Annotated in this window: 14 protein-coding genes and 1 tRNA gene; 5 read left to right on the top strand and 10 right to left on the bottom strand. The window is 66.6% G+C overall.

The genetic code is table 11. The annotated features are described in order from the left end of the window. Positions 1-56 precede the first annotated feature (56 nt). The gene (locus tag LXN01_RS04090) at positions 57-2,567 is read right to left on the bottom strand and encodes a DEAD/DEAH box helicase (protein WP_236863299.1); all 2,511 of its coding nucleotides are present in this window, start codon (positions 2,565-2,567) and stop codon (positions 57-59) included. 101 nt (positions 2,568-2,668) lie between these two features. Here LXN01_RS04090 and LXN01_RS04085 point away from each other — a divergent pair, with 101 nt between their 5' ends. After that, positions 2,669-2,968: a YciI family protein gene (locus LXN01_RS04085; protein ID WP_236863298.1), complete on the top strand. Its 300-nt coding sequence runs from the start codon at positions 2,669-2,671 to the stop codon at positions 2,966-2,968. Positions 2,969-2,976: 8 nt separating this feature from the next. Here LXN01_RS04085 and LXN01_RS04080 read toward each other — a convergent pair whose 3' ends face one another. The 6 genes from LXN01_RS04080 to rpsA all read right to left on the bottom strand — a co-directional run bounded on the left by LXN01_RS04080 (position 2,977) and on the right by rpsA (position 12,296). Beyond that, on the bottom strand, positions 2,977-4,176 hold the full coding sequence (locus tag LXN01_RS04080) for a TerC family protein (RefSeq protein WP_236863297.1): 1,200 nt from the start codon (positions 4,174-4,176) through the stop codon (positions 2,977-2,979). 206 nt (positions 4,177-4,382) lie between these two features. Continuing rightward, positions 4,383-5,513, bottom strand: a complete 1,131-nt coding sequence (locus LXN01_RS04075) for a TerC family protein (protein WP_236863296.1) — start codon at positions 5,511-5,513, stop codon at positions 4,383-4,385. Positions 5,514-5,712: 199 nt separating this feature from the next. Then, positions 5,713-7,893: an excinuclease ABC subunit UvrB gene (uvrB, locus tag LXN01_RS04070; RefSeq protein ID WP_236863295.1), complete on the bottom strand. Its 2,181-nt coding sequence runs from the start codon at positions 7,891-7,893 to the stop codon at positions 5,713-5,715. Positions 7,894-7,950: 57 nt separating this feature from the next. Further along, entirely contained in the window at positions 7,951-8,982 is a 1,032-nt protein-coding gene (coaE, locus tag LXN01_RS04065; RefSeq protein ID WP_236863294.1) for a dephospho-CoA kinase, read from the bottom strand. A gap of 9 nt (positions 8,983-8,991) precedes the next feature. Then, on the bottom strand, positions 8,992-10,764 hold the full coding sequence (locus LXN01_RS04060; protein ID WP_236863293.1) for a glycosyltransferase family protein: 1,773 nt from the start codon (positions 10,762-10,764) through the stop codon (positions 8,992-8,994). A gap of 59 nt (positions 10,765-10,823) precedes the next feature. Next, positions 10,824-12,296 (bottom strand): 30S ribosomal protein S1, encoded by a 1,473-nt coding sequence (rpsA, locus tag LXN01_RS04055; RefSeq protein WP_236863292.1) that lies wholly within the window; start codon positions 12,294-12,296, stop codon positions 10,824-10,826. 253 nt (positions 12,297-12,549) lie between these two features. Between rpsA and LXN01_RS04050 the strand changes: the two genes are divergently transcribed. Next, a complete protein-coding gene (locus tag LXN01_RS04050) occupies positions 12,550-13,386 on the top strand; it encodes a class I SAM-dependent methyltransferase (RefSeq protein WP_236863291.1) in 837 nt (278 codons plus the stop codon). A gap of 94 nt (positions 13,387-13,480) precedes the next feature. Here the strand turns inward: LXN01_RS04050 and polA are convergent, their stop codons facing one another. Further along, complete coding sequence (gene polA, locus LXN01_RS04045; RefSeq protein WP_236863290.1) at positions 13,481-16,156, bottom strand: DNA polymerase I; 2,676 nt, start codon at positions 16,154-16,156, stop codon at positions 13,481-13,483. Between the two features lie 163 nt (positions 16,157-16,319). Between polA and LXN01_RS04040 the strand changes: the two genes are divergently transcribed. Continuing rightward, a complete protein-coding gene (locus LXN01_RS04040; RefSeq protein ID WP_236863289.1) occupies positions 16,320-16,781 on the top strand; it encodes a PaaI family thioesterase in 462 nt (153 codons plus the stop codon). A 90-nt stretch (positions 16,782-16,871) separates the two neighbouring features. Here the strand turns inward: LXN01_RS04040 and LXN01_RS04035 are convergent, their stop codons facing one another. Continuing rightward, positions 16,872-17,483, bottom strand: a complete 612-nt coding sequence (locus LXN01_RS04035) for an ANTAR domain-containing response regulator (RefSeq protein WP_236863288.1) — start codon at positions 17,481-17,483, stop codon at positions 16,872-16,874. 145 nt (positions 17,484-17,628) lie between these two features. Between LXN01_RS04035 and LXN01_RS04030 the strand changes: the two genes are divergently transcribed. Continuing rightward, positions 17,629-17,710: transfer RNA gene (locus tag LXN01_RS04030), tRNA-Leu, on the top strand. 72 nt (positions 17,711-17,782) lie between these two features. Continuing rightward, on the top strand, positions 17,783-18,199 hold the full coding sequence (locus tag LXN01_RS04025; RefSeq protein ID WP_236863287.1) for a phage holin family protein: 417 nt from the start codon (positions 17,783-17,785) through the stop codon (positions 18,197-18,199). A 93-nt stretch (positions 18,200-18,292) separates the two neighbouring features. Here LXN01_RS04025 and pyk read toward each other — a convergent pair whose 3' ends face one another. Beyond that, on the bottom strand, positions 18,293-19,795 hold the full coding sequence (gene pyk / locus LXN01_RS04020; RefSeq protein WP_236863286.1) for a pyruvate kinase: 1,503 nt from the start codon (positions 19,793-19,795) through the stop codon (positions 18,293-18,295). Between the last annotated feature and the right edge of the window lie 11 nt (positions 19,796-19,806).

The raw sequence follows: 19,806 nt of genomic DNA, 5'->3' as shown, positions 1-19,806 counted from the left end.
GACCCCGCTCCCCCTTTCACCGCCGGTCCTCTCCTCGGGCACAGGTGCAGGACCGCTCATCGGGCGTTCATCGGACCGACGCCGAGGATCTCGACGACGACCTCTTCCGACTCGTCACTGGCCGCGACGTCCACCCGAGCCCTGATCGCCCAGTCGCGGTCGCCTCGCGGATCGTCGAGCACCTGCCGCACCGACCAATAGTCGGTGCCCGGCTCGATGCTGATGAACGCGCTGCTGCGGGCGTCGGCATCGATTCCGAGTTCGCCGTACTCCTCATAGAATTCCTCGATCGCGTTCTCCCAGGCGCGCTCGCCCCAGCCGGAATCGCCGTCGAGCTCGCCGAGGCGGGAGTAATCGGCCCGCTCCGCCAGCAGCACACGATGGAACATGGTGTTCCGGATGAGCGCGGTGAACCGCCTGCGGTCTGCGCTGAGACGGGTATCGACGGGCGGCAGCAGGCTCTCCTCATCATCGTCCTGCGGATTGCGCAGAGCTTCCCACTCCTCGATCAGGCTCGAGTCGACGCGAGCGATGAGGTCGCCCAACCACGCGACGATCTGCTCGAGCTCCGAGTTCATCGCCTCGATCGGAATGGTCTGGACCAGCGTGCGGTAGACGTCGGTGAGGTAGCGCAGCAGACCTCCCTCGACTCTGGCGAGACCGTAGTAGGCGACGAACTGCGAGAAGTTCATGGCCTGGTCGAGCATGTCCCCGACCACCGACTTGGGTTCGAGCCCGATCTCACGGACCCACGGCGCACCCGAAGCGTAGGCGGCGAATGCCTCCTCGAGGATCTCCGCATTGGGCTGCGGGTAGCTGAGCTCGTCGAGCACAGCCATCCGCTCCTCGTATTCGACTCCCTCGGCTTTGAGAGCACCGAGCTCGTCGCGCTTGATCCTGTCGAGCTGACCCTTGAGCACGGCGAACTGCACGGGAGTCGCGGCTTCGACGATGCTGAGCAGGTCCCGGGCGTAGGACTCCGATTCGGGATCGAACAGCTCGAGGGCGGCGAGCACGAACGGCGACAGCGGCTGATTCAGCGCGAAGTGGGGGCCGAGGTCGGTCTTGGGCCGATAGCGCACAGCACCGTCGGACTCCTCGATCCGTTCGATCACCCCGGCGGTCAGCAGAGCTCGCCCGATGTGCAGAGCCCGCAGGTACATGTCGAGCTTCGCCGCCTCCGACTCATGCGTGGAGTCGATGAACGCGCGCACCGTGTGCACGCCTGCTCCAGGCCGCGACAGCAGATTGATGACCGTGGAATGGGTGATCCTCATCCGTGACGTCAGCTCTTCGGGCCGGCTTCCTGTCAGGTGCTCGAAGGTCTTCTCCGACCAGGAGACGAAACCCGTGGGCGGCTGCTTCTTGGACACCTTGCGGCGCTTCTTCGGGTCGTCGCCGGCCTTCGCCAGCGCCTTCTTGTTCTCGATCACGTGCTCGGGAGCCTGGACGACGACGTAGCCGACGGAATCGTAGCCGGCTCTGCCTGCGCGTCCGGCGATCTGCTGGAACTCGCGCACCTGCAGGCGGCGCACGCGTCGGCCATCGAACTTCGTCAGCGCGGTGAACAGCACCGTCCGAATCGGCACGTTGATCCCCACCCCGAGGGTGTCGGTGCCGGAGATCACCTTGAGCAGGCCCGCCCCTGCCAGCTGCTCGACGAGGCGCCGGTACTTGGGAAGCATGCCCGCATGGTGCACTCCGACCCCATGATTGAGCAGGCGTTTGAGAACGGCGCCGAATCCCTTGCCGAACCGGAATCCGGCGATCGCGGCCGCGATCGCCTCGCGTTCTTCGCGCGTGGTGAGGTTCGCGCTGGTGATCGACGAAGCCAGCTCGATCGCCTGAGCCTGCGCGAACGAGACCACGTACACCGGGGCCCGGTCCTTCCGCACGAGAGCGGCCAGCTGCTCGTGCAGCGGCTCCTCGGAGTAGGCGAACTCCAGCGGCACGGGTCGATCCACGGAGGTCACCTCGGTCGTCGGGCGGCCGGTGAGCTCCTCGAGATCTTCCGTGATCCGTGAGACATCGCCCAGAGTCGCTGACATCAGGACGAACTGCGCCTGCGGCATCGACAGCAGCGGCACCTGCCACGCCCACCCGCGCTGCGGGTCGGCGAAGTAGTGGAATTCATCCATCACCACCATGCCGACGTCCAGCAGCCCGCCCTCCCGGAGCGCCTGGTTGGCCAGGATCTCGGCTGTCGCGCAGATGATCGGCGCGTCCGGGTTGACGGCGGAGTCGCCGGTCACCATGCCGACGCGCTCGGGGCCGAGCGCATCGGTGAGCGCGAAGAACTTCTCGCTGACCAGAGCCTTGATGGGGGCGGTATAGAAGGAGCGCCTGCCCGTGCTGATTCCCGCGAAGAGAGCGGCCAGCGCCACCATGCTCTTGCCCGATCCCGTCGGCGTGGCCACGATGGTGTTGTCACCGGTCAGGATCGCCAGCACCGCCTCCTCCTGAGCTGGGTACAGCGAGATGCCGAGTTCGGCGCAGTAGTCGGCGAAGGCTTCGAACACGGTGTCGGGATCCGCGAACTCCTCGGGAATCTCCGGCAGGCGTGGCACGTATTGTTCCTTTCGCACTGGATCTAGACTGGTCTTTTCGGGCACCCGGAGGATAACCGGGTATCCGGCCGGTTTATTCCCCCTGCAATCGAAGGAGCGTCATGGCCATCTTCGCTGTCACCTACGAGTACGGACCCGACACCGAGCGGCGCATGGCCGCACGACCCGCCCACCGGAAATGGCAGGCTCATCTGAACGAGACCGGAGTCCTGCTCTCGTCAGGTCCGCTGGAGGACGCAGGAGTCCCCGGCGGACTGCTCATCCTCCAAGCGGACGAGCGGTCCAACATCGAGGATATCCTGGCGCAGGATCCCTACGCGGCCGAAGGGGTCATCACGGCCACGACGATCCGGCAGTGGAACCCGGTATTCGGCCCGTGGGCCGAATACCGGCTGAGCTGACTGGCCGCTCACCTCGCCGACGGCTCTTCCGACACTTCCGCATAGCGAGCGTGGGCGCGCGAGAGCAGATCCCGGAACTTGTACTCCTCCTTGATCATCGCTCGGTACTTCCCCGGGAGTTCGGAGACGGTCCGCTCGTTCTCGACCATCTCCTGATAGACCCGCCGGCGTTCGGCATCATCCGCGGTGTAATCCAGCTCCAGATAGTTCCTGGCATCGCGTCGGGCGCCGGAGATGGCTGCCTGCGCGCGGCCCCGCGGGCTGCGAATCGATGCGAAGACCGTGATGACGAGAACTCCGACGATCACGAGCAGCGAGGTGCCGGTGCTGATCTCGATCACCGGCACGGGTTCCCCGTCGTTGATGAACGGCAGGTTGTTCTCGTGCAGAGCGTGGAGGATGAGCTTGATGCCGATGAAGGCCAGGATCGCCGACAGCCCGTAGGAGAGGTAGACAAGGCGATCGAGCAGTCCGTCGAGCAGGAAGTAGAGCTGGCGCAGCCCCAGCAGTGAGAATGCGGTGGCGGTGAAGACGAGGTAGACGTCCTGCGTCAGGCCGAAGATCGCTGGGATCGAGTCGAGCGCGAACAGCAGATCTGTTCCCGCAATGGCGATCATCACCAGGAGCATCGGAGTCACCATCCGCTTGCCGTCCACGGTGGTCGTCATCTTGTCACCGTCGTAGTGCTCCGATGTGGGCAGGATCTTCTTGGTGATCCGGACGATGAAGTTGTCGGCCTCGCCCTTGTCCGTGCTCTCCGGCTTCAGCATGTTGCCGGCGGTGATGATGAGGATCAGACCGAAGATGTAGAAGACCCAGGCGAACTGGTTGATCAGGCCGGCACCCACGAAGATCAGCGCGGTGCGGGCGATGAGGGAGAAGGTGATGCCGAACAGCAGGACCTTCTGCTGGTTCTCGCGCGGGACCCTGAAGCTGGAGATGATGATCAGGAAGACGAAGAGGTTGTCGACCGACAGCGCCTTCTCAGTGATGTAGCCGGCGAAGTACTCGGTTCCCGCCTGCATGCCTCCGAAGACGAGCACCAGGACGCCGAAGAGCAGCGCGATGCCCACGTAGAGACCGGACCAGACAGCGGCCTCTTTGAGTGTCGGTATATGGGCCTTGCGAACGTGGAAGATGTAGTCGAACAACAGAAGCGCCGCGATCGCGACGACGGTGATGGTCCAGATGAGCGGAGAAACGGTCACGCTGCTGCCTTCCGGGTAGGGGAATGAGACTCGCAAGTCTCTCCGCCCGCCGGCTGAACCGGCCGAGCCCTGCGTCCGGCTGACTTCTGGTCAGCGTGCTGACGGGCGCAGTGTTTCGGATACTCCCCTACCCGAGGCAGTCTACCGAACCCGCCCGCCTGATCTGGCTCGATCCAGGCGGGTCCGGCTGTGAGATGAGTGCGAACTCAGCGCACACTGCTGCCGCGAGCGCTGTCGCCGCCGTCACTGTCCTCCGGGTCATGACCTGCGGAGCCGTTCCGGTTCTTCTCCTCGGCAGCGGCCGGTGAGTCAGCCGAGAACTCGCGGGCCGAGGTCTGGTGCTCGATGGGACCGAGCGGCGCGTCAGCGGGGCCTCGGCGCATCTTGACGAGGCTGGCGACGGTGGCGACCACCATGCAGGCGACGATGACGCCGAGCGAGGTCCAGGTGGAGATCTCCGGTGCCCACTCGATCGGCTCCCCGCCGTTGATGAAGGGAAGCTCATTCTCGTGCATGGCGTGGAAGAAGAGCTTCACACCGATGAAGGCGAGAATCGCGGCGATCCCGTACTTGAGGTAGACGAGGCGGTCAAGCAGACCACCGAGCATGAAGTACAGCTGGCGCAGACCCATGAGCGCGAAGATATTCGCCGTGAACACGATGAACGGGCTCTGCGTGATGCCGAAGATCGCAGGGATCGAGTCGAGGGCGAACATCACGTCGGTGGTGCCCAGTGCCAGCACCACGAGCAGCATCGGGGTGAAGAACCGCTGGCCCTCGATGGTCGTCCTGAACTTGCTGCCGTCCCACTGGTCGGTGAGGTTCACCCGCTTCTTCAGCATCCGGGTGACGAAGTTCTCCTCGGAGGTGTCCTCCTCGCCGCCGAAAGCCTGCGTCCACGCTGTGTAGAGCAGGAAGGCGCCGAAGATGTAGAAGACCCAGGAGAAGTTCTGGATCAGGGCGGCGCCCAGGAGGATGAAGATGCCGCGTGCGACCAGGGCGATGATGATGCCGATCATCAGCACCTTCTGCTGCTGTTCGCGTGGCACCTTGAAGCGGGTCATGATGATGACGAACACGAACAGGTTGTCGATGCTCAGCGAGTACTCGGTGACCCAGCCGGCGAGGAACTCCGTCCCGTGCTGAGCGTCGCCGAAGATGAACATGATCGCGGCGAAGATCAGCGCCAGCGCCACGTAGAAGCCGACCCACAGGCTCGACTCCTTCATGGAGGGAACGTGAGGGCGTCTGATCACCAGCAGGAGGTCGAAGATCAGGATCGCCACGAGGACTACGAGCGATCCGATTTCGAACCACACGGGCAGAGCGGTATCCATTGCAGCCTTTCGTCATTGTCCCGGGAGCAGGTCCGGGCAGGGCATCGATCGAAAGTCTCTCCCGCACGGCGACTCGCCGTGCCTCCGCGACCGGACGATCAGGCGTATCAACGCCACGTCATCGTGATGACGGTCGAGGAGCGTGAGGGATACTCCCCTTCGCTGACAGGTCATACTAACGCGATTTCCGTCCCGCCGCTCAGGCGTGTCCCTCCCGCTGCATCTGGCGCAGCTCCTTCTTGAGGTCGGCGAGCTCGTCGCGGAGGCGGGCCGCAAGTTCGAACTGCAGCTCGGCCGCAGCGGTGTGCATCTGGTCGGTCAGGCCCGCGATGAGCTCCGCGAGATCCGCGGCCGGCGGCCGCAGCGCGCTGCCGCCGGTGGCCGCTGCGGCCTTCTGGTCCTCGGTGATCGTCGCGTTGTAGCCGCGCTTCCCCTTTCCGTAGTCGAACTGGGTGAGCAGCTCGCGGGTGTCCTCGTCTTCGCGCTGCAGTCTTTCGGTGATGTCGGCGATCTTCTTGACCAGGGGCTTCGGATCGATTCCGTGCTCGGCGTTGTAGGCGACCTGGATCTCGCGCCTGCGGTTGGTCTCGTCGATGGCGTACCTCATCGAAGGGGTGATGGTGTCCGCGTACATGTGGACCTCGCCGCTGATGTTGCGGGCGGCACGGCCGATCGTCTGGATGAGTGATGTGCCCGACCGCAGGAACCCTTCCTTGTCTGCGTCGAGGATGGACACCAGGGAGACCTCGGGCAGGTCCAGCCCCTCGCGAAGCAGGTTGATGCCGACGAGGACGTCGAACTCGCCGGCGCGCAGCTCTGTCAGCAGCTCGACGCGCCGCAGGGTGTCCACGTCCGAGTGCAGGTAGCGCACTGCCACCTCGTGATCGAGGAGATAGTCGGTGAGGTCTTCGGCCATCTTCTTGGTCAGCGTGGTGACGAGGACGCGCTCATTGCGGTCCACGCGGTCCCGGATCTCGCCCAGCAGGTCGTCGATCTGGCCCTTCGTGGGCTTCACGTGGACCTGCGGATCGACGAGGCCGGTGGGTCGGATGATCTGCTCGACCACACCGCTGGCTCGTTCGAGCTCGAAGTCGCCCGGGGTGGCCGACAGGTACACGGTCTGGCCGACGCGGTCGCGGAACTCCGAGAACCTCAGCGGGCGGTTGTCGAGCGCGCTGGGAAGCCGGAAGCCGTGCTCGACGAGGGTGCGCTTCCGTGACATGTCTCCCTCGTACATCCCGCCGATCTGCGGCACGGTCACGTGGCTCTCGTCGATCACGAGCAGGAAGTCCTCGGGGAAGTAGTCGAGCAGGCAGTTGGGCGCCGAGCCGGGTGCTCTGCCATCGATATGCCGCGAGTAGTTCTCGATTCCCGAGGTGAACCCCATGGACTGCATCATCTCGAGGTCGTAGCTGGTGCGCATCTTGAGTCGCTGCGCCTCCAGCATCTTGTTCTGCGACTCCAGTTCTGCCAGGCGCTGCTGGAGTTCGTCCTCGATGTCCGCGACCGCCCTGCTCATCCGGCTCTCACCGGCGACGTAGTGGCTGGCCGGGAAGATGTGGATGACCTCCTCCTCCCGCACGATCTCACCCGTCAGCGGGTGGAGGGTGTACAGGGCCTCGATCTCATCGCCGAAGAACTCGATCCGCAGGGCGAGCTCCTCGTACTGCGGGATGATCTCCACGGTGTCACCGCGGACTCTGAAGGTGCCGCGAGTGAATGCGAGGTCGTTGCGGGCGTACTGCATGGAGACGAACCGCTTGAGCAGCTCGTCACGGTCGCACTCCTCCCCGACCTCCAACGAGACCATGCGGTCGACGTACTCCTCCGGGGTTCCGAGGCCGTAGATGCACGAAACGGTCGAGACCACCACGACATCGCGGCGGGTCAGCAGCGAGTTGGTCGCGGAGTGTCTGAGCCGTTCGACTTCGTCGTTGATCGACGAGTCCTTCTCGATGAAGGTGTCAGTCTGCGGGACGTAGGCTTCCGGCTGGTAGTAGTCGTAGTAGGAGACGAAGTACTCGACTGCGTTGTTCGGGAGCAGCTGGCGGAACTCGTTGGCCAGCTGCGCGGCCAGGGTCTTGTTGGGGGCCATCACCAGTGTCGGTCTCTGCACCTGCTCGATGAGCCAGGCCGTGGTGGCCGACTTGCCGGTGCCGGTGGCGCCGAGCAGCACGATGTCCTTCTCTCCCGCGTGCAGACGACGGGTGATATCCGCGATCGCCGCCGGCTGGTCACCGGCGGGCTGGTACTCGCTGACCACCTCGAACGGCGCGACCGAGCGGATCACCTCGGGACGATGGCCGACCTTGGGAACAGGTCTGACCGGCGGGTCCTGCGGGCTCGTGTCGTCCGGGGTGGTCAGGTCCTGAGCAGTCATACGAGCACCATACTCCCGAGCGCGGACACGGGACAGGGACCGGCCGCGGACCGAGGTTCAGCCCACGGTGACCAGCACTCGAGCGGGATTGCACGGGTCCGCCGACCGGTGCTCCGCCCCCTCGGCCCGGTGTCCGGAATCCCCGGGCGCAGGATCCGCTCCGGATGCGGAGCGGTCGGCAGCCGGAAACCCGGCAGCGCTCAGCGCGCCCTGCACGGCGGGCAGCTGGTCCCGTTCGGCTCTGACGCAGATCACCGTCGGCGCCTCGGCACCCGGTGCCTGCTCCGCTCCGGTCGGCTCAGCGGATCCCCGAACCGAGCGGTCGGGCGCGGGCGCGGCGGGGAGCAGCTCGACGGGCACCTGCTCGCAGCCGCCGAGCCGCAGCCAGGTCTCGATGCGCTCCCGCGTCCGGCCGGCTCGATGCACGGCGGAGACGGGGTGCTCGGGCAGACCGCATCCGCCCGCTGCTGCCGGGCACCGGCCGTCCAGGTTCTCGGCGAAGGGGGAGATGCGGCCGCTCCACACCTGCTCGAATGCCGCCGCCAGGTCTGCCGGCGACCCGTGGTTGTCGAGCACGACGTCGCAGGCCTCGTAGCGCTGCTGGTCCGAGGCCTGCGCAGCGATGCGGCGCCGCGCGTCGGCCTCGTCCATCCCTCTGCTGGTGGTCAGGCGCTCGATCCGGGTCTCGGCGGAGACGTCGACGAGGACGGCGAGATGATAGATGCGGCTCATCCCGTTCTCGACCAGCAGCGGAACATCGTGAACCACCACCTGACGGTCGGCATAGCGCTCGTACCAGTACTCCGTGCGCTGCCGGATGGCGGGATGCATGATCCCGTTGAGCCGAGCGGTCGAATCCGGGTCCGCGAAGGCGATCTCGGCGAGTCTGGTGCGCTGGAGGGTGCCGTCGGGTGCGACCACGTCGACGCCGAACGCCTCGGCAAGCTGGGACAGAGCCGGCGATCCCGGTTCCACGACTTCACGGGCGATCACGTCGGCGTCGATCACCGCCGCCCCGTGGTCGCGGAACAGCTGAGCCACTGTCGATTTGCCGGCGCCGATTCCGCCGGTGAGTCCGATGCGAAGCATGACCTCAGGTTACGGCAGATCGATGATGTACACCCCGCCGTTCTCCAGGTACGGCGCCCCGGTGGCCCCGGAGACGAATCGGGCGATCTCGGACGGCGAATGCGACAGGTGCCGGCCGTCGAGGGCGATGACGACGTGGTCGATTCCCCGTTCCTGCAGATCCTCGGCGACCGCTGTCCCGGCTGCGGAGGATCCCCTCGGAAGTGACCTGCCCGCATAGTCCTGGAGCAGCCGATCGAGCTCGTCCTGGGGCGCCGAGTAGATCACTGGGCTGATGTCGGTGGAGCCGATGAAGTAGCCACCGGTCTCTCGATAGTGCATCCCGGTGAGAGCCTGCCAGGTCATCGCCTCGTCCGCGTGGGGACTGGCCAGCGCGATCGGCCGCGGCAGCGTCTTCACGACCGCCCCCGGTTCGATGGCTTCGGCGTATGCACCCTGGTAGAACTCGGGAATGATGATCGGTCGGGTGTGGACCGCTCCGGGCGTCACGAGGATCAGCGAGGCGATCACGGCGAGGATCGTTCCCCGCCGCACCGCGAACCGCCGGCTGCGCAGCCCGGTCCAGGCGCCGAGCGCCAGCAGCAGCGACAGCACGAGAGTCGAGTGCACCGCAAGCCGCATCGGAAGAACATTCGCCAGCACCGGCATGCTCTCGACGATTCGGAACGGCGTCGACGCGACGAATTCGCGGCCCCAGAAGTACCAGGGCGATCCCATCGACAGGAGCCACACCAGGATGCCCGTCGTCGCGGCGACGCGGACCATCCGCCCGTACCGGGCCGACCGCCAGTGGCAGATCACGACAGCAGCCGCGAACAGCAGCCACACGATGCCCACGTAGCCCCCGACCTCGGAGGGGTCGATCGGCACCCGGCGAGGGATCGGCGAGGGACCGCCCCCGAGCAGAGTGAAGGGACCCGGCACCACGGGGTCGAAGACGTCGTTGTTCCAGACCCCGTGCGGCCGGATCGCAGCGCGTGGGGCCCCGGGCAGACCGAACATCGCCGCCAGCAGCGGGGTGCCGATGAGCAGCCCGAGCGCGCTGGCCATCACGCCGCCGCCGACCAGCGAGGGCAGACCGGAGCGAAAGGTCCGCCATGAGAGCAGCGCCCAGCACAGCACCAGCGTGACCGCCGCCAGGAAGGTGCCGGCCAGCAGCTCCGTCGAGACGTAGAACTGCCAGCCGATGACGAGGCCGAGCCACACGGCCGTGCGCAGGGTCGCGCCCCGTCCCTCGGAGCGCAGCAGCTGGACGATGCCGAGCGCCACCAGCGGCGGGAACGGCGCGAAGGCGAGATTCAGGTGTCCGGCGGCCTGGGAGATCAGATAGGTGGAGAAGCCATAGGCGAAGCCCCCGAGGAACGCGGGCGGCCGCGGCAGGAAGGATCGGATGAACCGGGCCGCCGCCAGTGCGGAGACCACGGGAGCCGCGATGATGCACAGGTTGTAGGCGACGACGGGACCGGCCAGCCAGGTGACCGGAACCATCGGCAGGGCCAGCCCCAGCACCGAGGTGTTCCACGCTCCGTTGACGCCCCCGGGATGGTTCATCGAGGTCGAGTACAGGAGGTTCCGCTCCCCCGACCCCAGTCCGAACCAGCCGGCCACCACATCGGCGGCGTGTGCGAACCACCAGATGAAGAGCGAGGTGTCGTCGTTCTCGGCGAAGACGCGGGTTCCGGGGTGTGCGATGAGGCCGCCGAACACGATGAGGCTGGCCAGCACCAGGACGAGCAGATAGCCCGACCATGCCCGTCGCGGACCTCGCGGAACGGACAGCACACGGCCGAAGGGCTCCCGGACCGCGGTCCGGGAGCCCTTCGGGGACAGTGTTGCCCGACTCAGTTGCCGGCCAGCTTCTCCCGCAGCGCGGCGAGGGCCTCGTCGCTCGCGAGTGTGCCTTCGTCGGCGCGGTCGTCCGAGCTGTAGGACGGCTGCGAGGGCACGTCCGCAACCGGCTCCGAGCCGGCCTCTGCGTCCGCGGCGATCGCGCGTGCGACCTGCTTCTTGTGCTCCTCCCAGCGAGCCTGGGCGGCGGCGTACTGCTGCTCCCATTCCTCGCGCTGGGTCTCGTAGCCTTCCATCCACTCCTGGGTCTCCGGATCGAAGCCCTCGGGGTACTTGTAGTTGCCCTCTTCGTCGTACTCCTGGGTCATGCCGTAGAGCGCGGGGTCGAGGAACTCCTCAGCCTCCGGGTCCACGCCCTCATTGGCCTGCTTGAGGGACAGCGAGATCCGACGACGGTCGAGGTCGATGTCGATGACCTTGACGTAGATGACGTCTTCGACATTGACGACCTGCTCCGGCAGATCGATGTGCCGAACCGCCAGCTCCGAGATGTGCACCAGACCCTCGATGCCGTCCTCGACGCGGACGAATGCACCGAAGGGCACGAGCTTGGTGACGCGGCCGGGCACGATCTGTCCGATGACGTGGGTCCGGGCGAAGTGCTGCCACGGATCCTCCTGGGTCGCCTTGAGCGACAGGGACACGCGCTCGCGGTCCATGTCGACGTCGAGCACCTCGACGGTGACCTCGTCGCCCACCGAGACGACCTCGCTCGGGTGGTCGATGTGCTTCCAGGACAGCTCGGAGACGTGCACGAGGCCGTCGACTCCGCCGAGGTCCACGAATGCACCGAAGTTGACGATGGACGAGACCACACCGGGGCGGACCTGGCCCTTCTGCAGGGTCTGCAGGAAGTCGTGGCGGACCGCGGACTGGGTCTCCTCGAGCCATGCGCGGCGCGACAGCACCACGTTGTTGCGGTTCTTGTCGAGCTCGATGATCTTGGCCTCGACCTGCTGCCCGATGTACGGGGCGAGGTCGCGGACGCGGCGCATCTCGACCAGGGACGCCGGCAGGAAGCCGCGCAGTCCGATGTCGACGATGAGGCCGCCCTTGACGACCTCGATGACGGTGCCGGTGACGACGCCCTCTTCGTCCTTGATCTTCTCGATGTCGCCCCAAGCGCGCTCGTACTGCGCGCGCTTCTTCGACAGCATCAGCCGGCCGTCCTTGTCCTCCTTGGTGAGGACCAGGGCTTCGATGTCGTCTCCGACCTCTACGACCTCGGCGGGGTCTACGTCGTGCTTGATCGACAGCTCGCGCGAAAGGATGACGCCTTCCGTCTTGTATCCGATGTCGACCAGAACTTCGTCGCGATCAACCTTGACCACGGTACCTTCGACAATGTCTCCGTCGTTGAAGTACTTGATGGTCTCATCGACTGCCGCAAGGAAATCGTCTGCAGATCCGATGTCGTTGACAGCGATCTGCTCGTTCTGCGCCGTGCCCGGCGTGGTTGTGGTCATAAAGGTAGGGACTCCGTAATGGACTGATGCCCGGCCGCAGGGACGGCCGGTCTCGGTATGCTTGATGGACAATTGCTATGGTGCGATTGCGCAGAGTTCGCATGACTGCCGTGATCCTGTGCCGTGGTACCACAGATGGCACGGGCTGGCCGCACGCACAATGCGCATACAGTTGTCAATCGTAACACCACAGGACACCCTCGCGCACGCCGGATTCCGAAGCTGTTCGGCGGCGCCGGAACGGAGAAGACCGATGAGCGAAAGCGACTACTCCCCCGAGATCATCAGCGGCGGGTATTTCGCCATCGATGAGGAAGCGTCGGTCAGGGCCAATCGCAGCTACTGGGACAACTCCGCGAAGGAGTACCTGGCCGAGCACGGCAGCTTCCTGGGTGCCAGCGAGTTCATCTGGTGTCCCGAGGGGATCCACGAATCCGATGTGCGCCTCCTCGGGGATGTCGGCCGCAGGCAGATCCTCGAGGTCGGGTGCGGGGCCGGCCAGTGCTCGCGGTGGCTGGCCGAGCAGGGCGCGCTGGCGACCGGGGTCGACGTGTCCTCCGGCATGCTGGAGGAGGCATCCCGACTGCAGCGCGAGCACCCGCTCGATCCGGACGCGACTCCTCCCACGTTCCTGCAGGCCGATGCGCGCGACCTGCCCTTCGCATCGAACAGCTTCGACATCGCCTTCTCGTCCTATGGTGCGCTGCCGTTCGTCAAGGACGCCGACATCGTGCTGGCCGAGGTCGCCCGGGCCCTGCGTCCCGGAGGTCGCTGGGTCTTCTCGGTCACGCACCCGGTGCGCTGGATGTTCCCCGACGTCCCGGGTGAGGCCGGTCTCACCGTGGAGTACTCCTACTTCGACCGGACGCCCTACGTGGAGCTCGACGGCGACGGCAATCCCGTGTACGCCGAGCATCACCGCACGATGAGCGACTGGATCTCGCTGCTCGTCGCCGCCGGCTTCATCATCACCGGCCTCACCGAGCCCGAGTGGCCGGAGCACAATCGGACGGCATGGGGCGGCTGGTCGCCCCTGCGCGGACAGCTCATGCCGGGCACCGCGATCTTCTCCACCCGCCTCCCCGACTGACCGCCGCCGAGGCGCTGCCCGCGTCCCAGCTCGCGCGGGCGGGGCCACCGGACGGCAGGCTCACGGAACGCCAGCGCCTCGGCAACCGGACGGTTCAGTGCCCGGCCTGCTGCCAGGTCGGGCCGTGGCCGATGTTGACGTCCAGCGGCACCGAGAGCGCCGCGGCTCCGCCCATCGTCGAGCGGATCAGCGCCGCCACCTGCGCGTATTCCTCCGCGGCGAGCTCGACGACGATCTCGTCGTGCACCTGGAGCAGCACCCGGCTCTTCAGCTGCGCTTCTCGCAGCGCGGCGTCGACCCGGATCATCGCGATCTTCATGATGTCGGCGGCAGAGCCCTGGATCGGGGCATTGAGAGCCGCCCGCTCGGCCATCTCCCGAACCTGACGTCGGTCGCTGGTGAGCTGCGGCAGGTAGCGGCGGCGACCGTACATCGTCTCCGTGTAGCCCACGCTGCGGGCGTTCTCGACGCTGGAGTCCAGGTACGCCTTGACAGCGCCGAAGCGCTCGAAGTAGCCGTCCATGAGCTCGCGTGCCTCATCGACGCCGATCTGGAGCTGGCGCGACAGGCCGTAGGCCGACAGTCCGTAGACCAGGCCGTAGGACATCGCCTTGACCTTGGACCGCATCTCCGCGGTCACCTCGTCCACGCCGACGCCGAATACCCGGGCGCCGACATAGGAGTGCAGATCCTCGCCGGCGCGGAACGCAGCGATCAGGCTCTCGTCTCCGGACAGATGGGCCATGATCCGCATCTCGATCTGCGAGTAGTCAGCCGTCAGCAGCTCACTGAACCCCGCCCCCTGCTCGGGGACGAACACGTCGCGGATGCGCCGGCCTGCGTCGGTGCGCACCGGGATGTTCTGCAGATTCGGATCGACCGAGGACAGCCGCCCGGTGGCGGCGACTGTCTGCAGGTAGGACGTGTGGATGCGCCCGTCGTCGGCGACCATGCGGTGCAGGCCGACGACCGTCTGCTTGAGCTTGATCGAGTCCCGGTGGGCCAGCAGGTGCTCGAGGAACGGATGACCGGTCTTGACGAGCAGATCTGCCAGCGCGTCTGCATCCGTCGTGTAGCCCGTCTTCGTCCGCTTGGTCTTCGGCATCTGCAGCTCGTCGAACAGCACTGCCTGGAGCTGCTTCGGAGAGCCGAGGTTGACCTCGTGGCCGATCGCCGCGTATGCGGCCTCGGCGCTGTCGGCGGCCTGCGCACCGAACTCGTCGATGAGCCCCTGCAGCGCGGTGAGGTCCACCGCGATGCCGGAAAGCTCCATCTGCGCGAGGATCGTCACCATCGGCATGTCGATCTCGTCGAGCACCCCGACCATCTTCGCGTCTGCCAGGATCGCGCGCAGCGCTGCCGCCAGCTGCACCGTCGACCATGCGTTCCGCCCCAGCGCGCGCAGTGCCGCGTCTGCCCCGCCCAGCGCGAGATCGAGGGTGCCCTCCTCCGGCTCCGTCTGACCGGGTGAGAATCCGCAGTAGCGGGTGCACAGGTCGGTCAGCTCATAGGCGCGCTGATCGGGCACCACGAGGTAGGCGGCGATCTCGGTGTCCGTCTCCAGCCACGGCATCGGGTAACCCGCCTGCACCAGCGCCTTGAGCTGCGCCTTGGCGCCGTGGAAGGTCAGATGCGCATGCTCGGCCAGCAGTCGGCTCAGCGCGTCCACGCCGGACTCGTCGAGGCGGCTGAGGTCGGTCGCCACCACGTCGTCGTGCTGGGCCAGACCGATGCTGTCGACAGTTCCCAGCCCCAGCGCGAACTGAGCGTCGGTGGCGATGCCGACGGGCGCCTCGGCGTCCACCGCCTGCAGCCAGGACGTGAATTCCGCAGCGGAGAGGAGCCGCGGTTCCGGGATGTCGGCCGACGGCCGCTCCTCGGTGGTCGAGCCCAGCAGCGCCTCGAGGCGGCGGCCCAGCACCTGGAACTCCAGCTGGTCGAAGAGGTCGTCGAGCGCCTCGCGGTCGACCTCACCGCGGCGGGTGTCCGCGACCGAGACGTCGAGTTCGAGATCGGTGATGAGCTGATTGAGGCGGTAGTTGCGCTCCACCTCGCCGAGGTGCTCACGCAGACTGCCGCCGACCTTGCCGCCGATCTCGTCGGCCGCTTCGATCACGTTCGGCAGGTCGCCGTACTTCGTGAGCCACTTCGCGGCGGTCTTCTCCCCCACTCCGGGCACTCCCGGCAGGTTGTCCGCCTTCTCCCCCACCAGGGCGGCGATGCCGCGGTAGTTGGCCGGGGTCACGCCGTACTTCTCCTCGACGGCGGCGGGCGTCATCCGCGTGAGGTCGCTGACCCCGCGCTTCGGATACAGGATCGTGATGGAGTCGGAGGCCAGCTGATAGGCGTCCTTGTCTCCTGTCACGATGCCGGCCTCCATGCCGGCAGCGGCACCCTGGCACGCGAGCGTGGCCAGGACGTCGTCGGCTTCGAAGCCCTCCTTGACGACCACCGGGATCGCCAGCGCCTTCAGCACGTCCTTGATGAGCTCGACCTGGCCATGGAATTCGTCGGGAGTCTTCGCCCGGCCCGCCTTGTACTCGGGGTACTCCGCCAACCGGAAGGTCTGCCGCCCGAGGTCGAATGCCACGGCGATGTGAGTGGGCTCCTCGTCCGCCAGCACGTTGATGAGCATCGACACGAAGCCGTAGACGGCGTTCGTCGTCTGGCCCGTGCTCGTCGAGAAGTTCTCGGCCGGCAGAGCGTAGAACGCGCGGTAGGCAAGGGAATGGCCGTCGATCAGCAGCAGTCTCTGGGTATCGGTGCTCACCCCGCAAGCCTAGCGCGAACCGGACATTCCCTGCCCAGCCGAGGGCGGAGCGCGGCCTGCTCGCGGGCGCTGCGGTCGCTGCTCGGGAGCCGTCGGCGGGCGGCCCCCGAGCGTCGCCTGTGCTCGGCTATTGTCGTGGAGGTCAGCAGGAAAGGACACTCAGATGAGACGACAGGATCTGCCGCGGATGGAACCCGGCCTCAGCCAGGAGCAGTACACGCAGCTCATGCACTACAACCAGGGTCGGACGGTCGGCACGCTGGTCGAGCGATGCGGGATCGAGTTCCTCCGGATGGGCTACGACTGGTTCGAGGCCCGGATGCCGGTGGAGGGCAACAAGCAGCCGGCCGGACTGTTCCACGGCGGCGCTCATGTCGTCATGGCGGAGACCCTAGGGTCGATGCACGCGTTCCTGCTGGCGAATGGTCACAATGTGGTCGGAGTCGACCTCAACGCGACTCACCTGCGCCCGATCCGGGAGGGCTGGGTGCACGGTCGGGCCGAGGTGCTGCACCACGGACGCACCCTCATCAGCCACGAGGTCAAGATGACCGACGGCGAGGGACGACTGCTGTCGATCGTGAGAATCACGAACTTCATCCTCGCCCAGCGCAGCCAGGACTGACGGCAGGCAGCACAGCGCCCGTGCGCCGGAGGGCGCACGGGCGGGTGGGATCCGCTCCCGATCGGATCCTGCTCTGCTTCGTTCCGATCCCTACTTGTTGCCGATCTGGCTGAGCACGGTCTCAGCGACCTCGCGCATCGTCAGGCGACGATCCATGGAGGTCTTCTGAATCCAGCGGAACGCCTCGGGCTCGGTCAGGCCCATGTTGGAGATCAGGAGGCTCTTGGCGCGCTCGACGAGCTTGCGGGTCTCGAAGCGATCGGTGAGATCGGCGATCTCCGTCTCGAGCGCCGCGATCTCGGAGTGCCGCGACAGCGCGATCTCCAGCGCCGGACCGAGGTCGGCGGCGGAGAAGGGCTTGACGACGTAGGCCATCGCGCCGGCGTCGCGTGCTCGCTCCACCAGCTCCTTCTGCGAGAAGGCCGTCAGCAGCACGACCGGCGCGATCCGGGCGCGGGCGATCCGCTCGGCGGCGGATATCCCATCGAGGACGGGCATCTTGATGTCCATGACCACGAGATCCGGGCGCAGCTCTTCCGCCAGGCGGATCGCCGACTCGCCGTCCGCGGCTTCGCCGACGACGTCATAGCCGATCTCGCGAAGCATCTCGACGATGTCGAGTCGGATGACCGCTTCGTCCTCGGCAACGACGACGCGACGAACGGGACCCTGGTCGGTGGTGGAATTGTCTGAAGTAGGCACGCGACAATCTTAGACCGCAGGCGGAGCCGGAATCATCCCGACCGCGCCTCGAAAGCTGTCGGGCGGCGTGGGATTGCCCACGTTTGGGGCTCCCCGGCCCTGGGGTGCGGATCCGAGGCCGGGTGCTCTACGATGTGTCTGGTATGCCGGATTGGCGGAATTGGTAGACGCGGCGCACTCAAAATGCGCTGTCGAAAGACGTGCGGGTTCGAGTCCCGCATCCGGTACTTCTCTCATGGGTCCTGCGTCAGAGACGCTGCTCTCATCCGCCGTTCACCGGGCTCGGGCACAATGACGCCATGAACTTCCTGCTGCGCATCATCATCAACGCGCTCGCCATCTGGATCGCAGTCTGGCTCCTGCCCGGCATGACGATCACCGGCAGCGAATGGCTGGCCGGGTCTCTCGGGGAGACGGGCTCGGCGGTGGTCGCCTACCTCGTCATCGGCCTGATCTTCGGACTGGTCAACGCCGTGGTCCGCCCGATCGTCGCATTCGTCTCGATACCCATCACCTGCCTGACGCTGGGGCTGTTCGGATTCGTGATCAACGCGGCGATGCTCCTGCTCACGGCGTGGCTCAGCGGGTTCACGCCCATCGTCCTGCAGATCGACACGTTCTTCTGGACGGCCCTGCTCGCCGCGATCATCGTCACCGTCGTCTCCGCAGTGGCGGAGACGCTGCTCCCGGACCGCGCCGAACGTCAGCGCGACTGAGCGGCCGGCTCGGTCGGCCGACCGACGCGGCCGGCGCCGCCCTGCTGTCGCCGACATCACAGCCGGTCGGCGCGACTGACGCGGCCATGACAGTCAGCTGTAGTCGCGGATCTCGCCGTAGCCGGCCAGCGGGTCCTCCCCGTCATCCGATTCGTCGCGGTAGGCGGCCGCCAGGCCTTTCGCCGCATCGCCGATGCGGTGCACCCGCAGGGCATTCGTCGATCCGGCGATTCCCGGAGGGGAGCCGGCCACGATGATGCACAGCTCGCCTTCCTGCGCCATTCCATTGCCCAGGAGCACCGCGTCGACCTGCCGGGCCATCTGATCGGTGTGGCGCACCTCCTTGACGAGGAACATCTGCGCCCCCCAGGTCAGCGTCAGCTGGTGGCGGACCTTCGGATCGGGCGTGAATGCCAGGACCGGTGATTCGGTGCGGAGCCGCGACATCCGCCGCACCGAATCACCCGACTGGGAGAAGGTGCACAGCAGCTTGATGTCGAGCTGATCCGCGATCCGCACGGCAGCCGCGGTGATCGCGCCGCCGCGGGTGTGCGGATCGGTGCCGAGCGGCGGGATCCGGTCCAGACCGTGCTCCTCGGTGGACTTGATGATGCGGCTCATCGTCCGCACCGACTCGAGCCAGTGCTTGCCCACCGAGGTCTCCCCCGAGAGCATCAGCGCGTCGGCGCCGTCGATCACCGCGTTGGCGCAGTCGCTAACCTCGGCGCGGGTGGGCCTGGGCTCCTCGATCATCGACTCGAGCATCTGGGTCGCCACGATGACGGGCTTGGCCTGGCGGCGGCACAGTTCGACGGCGCGCTTCTGGACGATGGGCACCTGCTCCAACGGCAGTTCGACGCCGAGGTCGCCGCGCGCGACCATGATCCCGTCGAAGGCGCGCACGATCTCCGTGAGCGACTCGACGGCCTGTGGCTTCTCCAGCTTCGCCAGCACGGGGATGAGGATCCCCTCCTCGCGCATGACCTCGCGGACGAGCTCGGCGTCCTCCGGCTCACGCACGAACGACAGCGCGACCCAGTCGGCGCCGAGGTGCAGGCCCCATCGCAGATCGGCGATGTCCTTGTCCGACATCGCCGGCACGGACACCGGCACGCCGGGCAGGTTGATGCCCTTGTGGTCCGAGATCACGCCGCCGACCTCCACCTCACAGGTGACATCCGTGTCGGTCACCTCGACGGCGCGCAGGCGGATCCGGCCGTCGTCGACGAGCAGGGGATCTCCCACCTCGACGTCGCGCGGCAGGCCGGGGTAGGTCGTGCCCACCTCGGTCGCCGAGCCGACGACGTCACGCGTGGTGATGATGAATCGATCGCCCTTGTTCAGCTCCGGGCGGAGCCCGTCGGCGAACTCTCCCACCCGGATCTTGGGACCCTGCAGATCGATGAGCACGCCGACGGCCCTGCCTGTGTCCTGGGCCGCCTGCCGCACCCACTCGTACTTCTCCTCGTGCTGACGCCGGTCGCCATGGCTGAGGTTGAACCTGGCGACGTCCACACCTTCCTCGATCAGCGCCCTGATGTCGTCGTAGGTGCTCTGTGCTGGACCGAGAGTGGCCACGATCTTTGCATGCCTCATAACGTCCACCC

The sequence above is a fragment of the Brevibacterium daeguense genome (assembly GCF_021729135.1).
Taxonomy (GTDB): Bacteria; Actinomycetota; Actinomycetes; order Actinomycetales; family Brevibacteriaceae; genus Brevibacterium; species Brevibacterium daeguense.
This window is presented reverse-complemented; position numbering and strand designations above follow the sequence as displayed.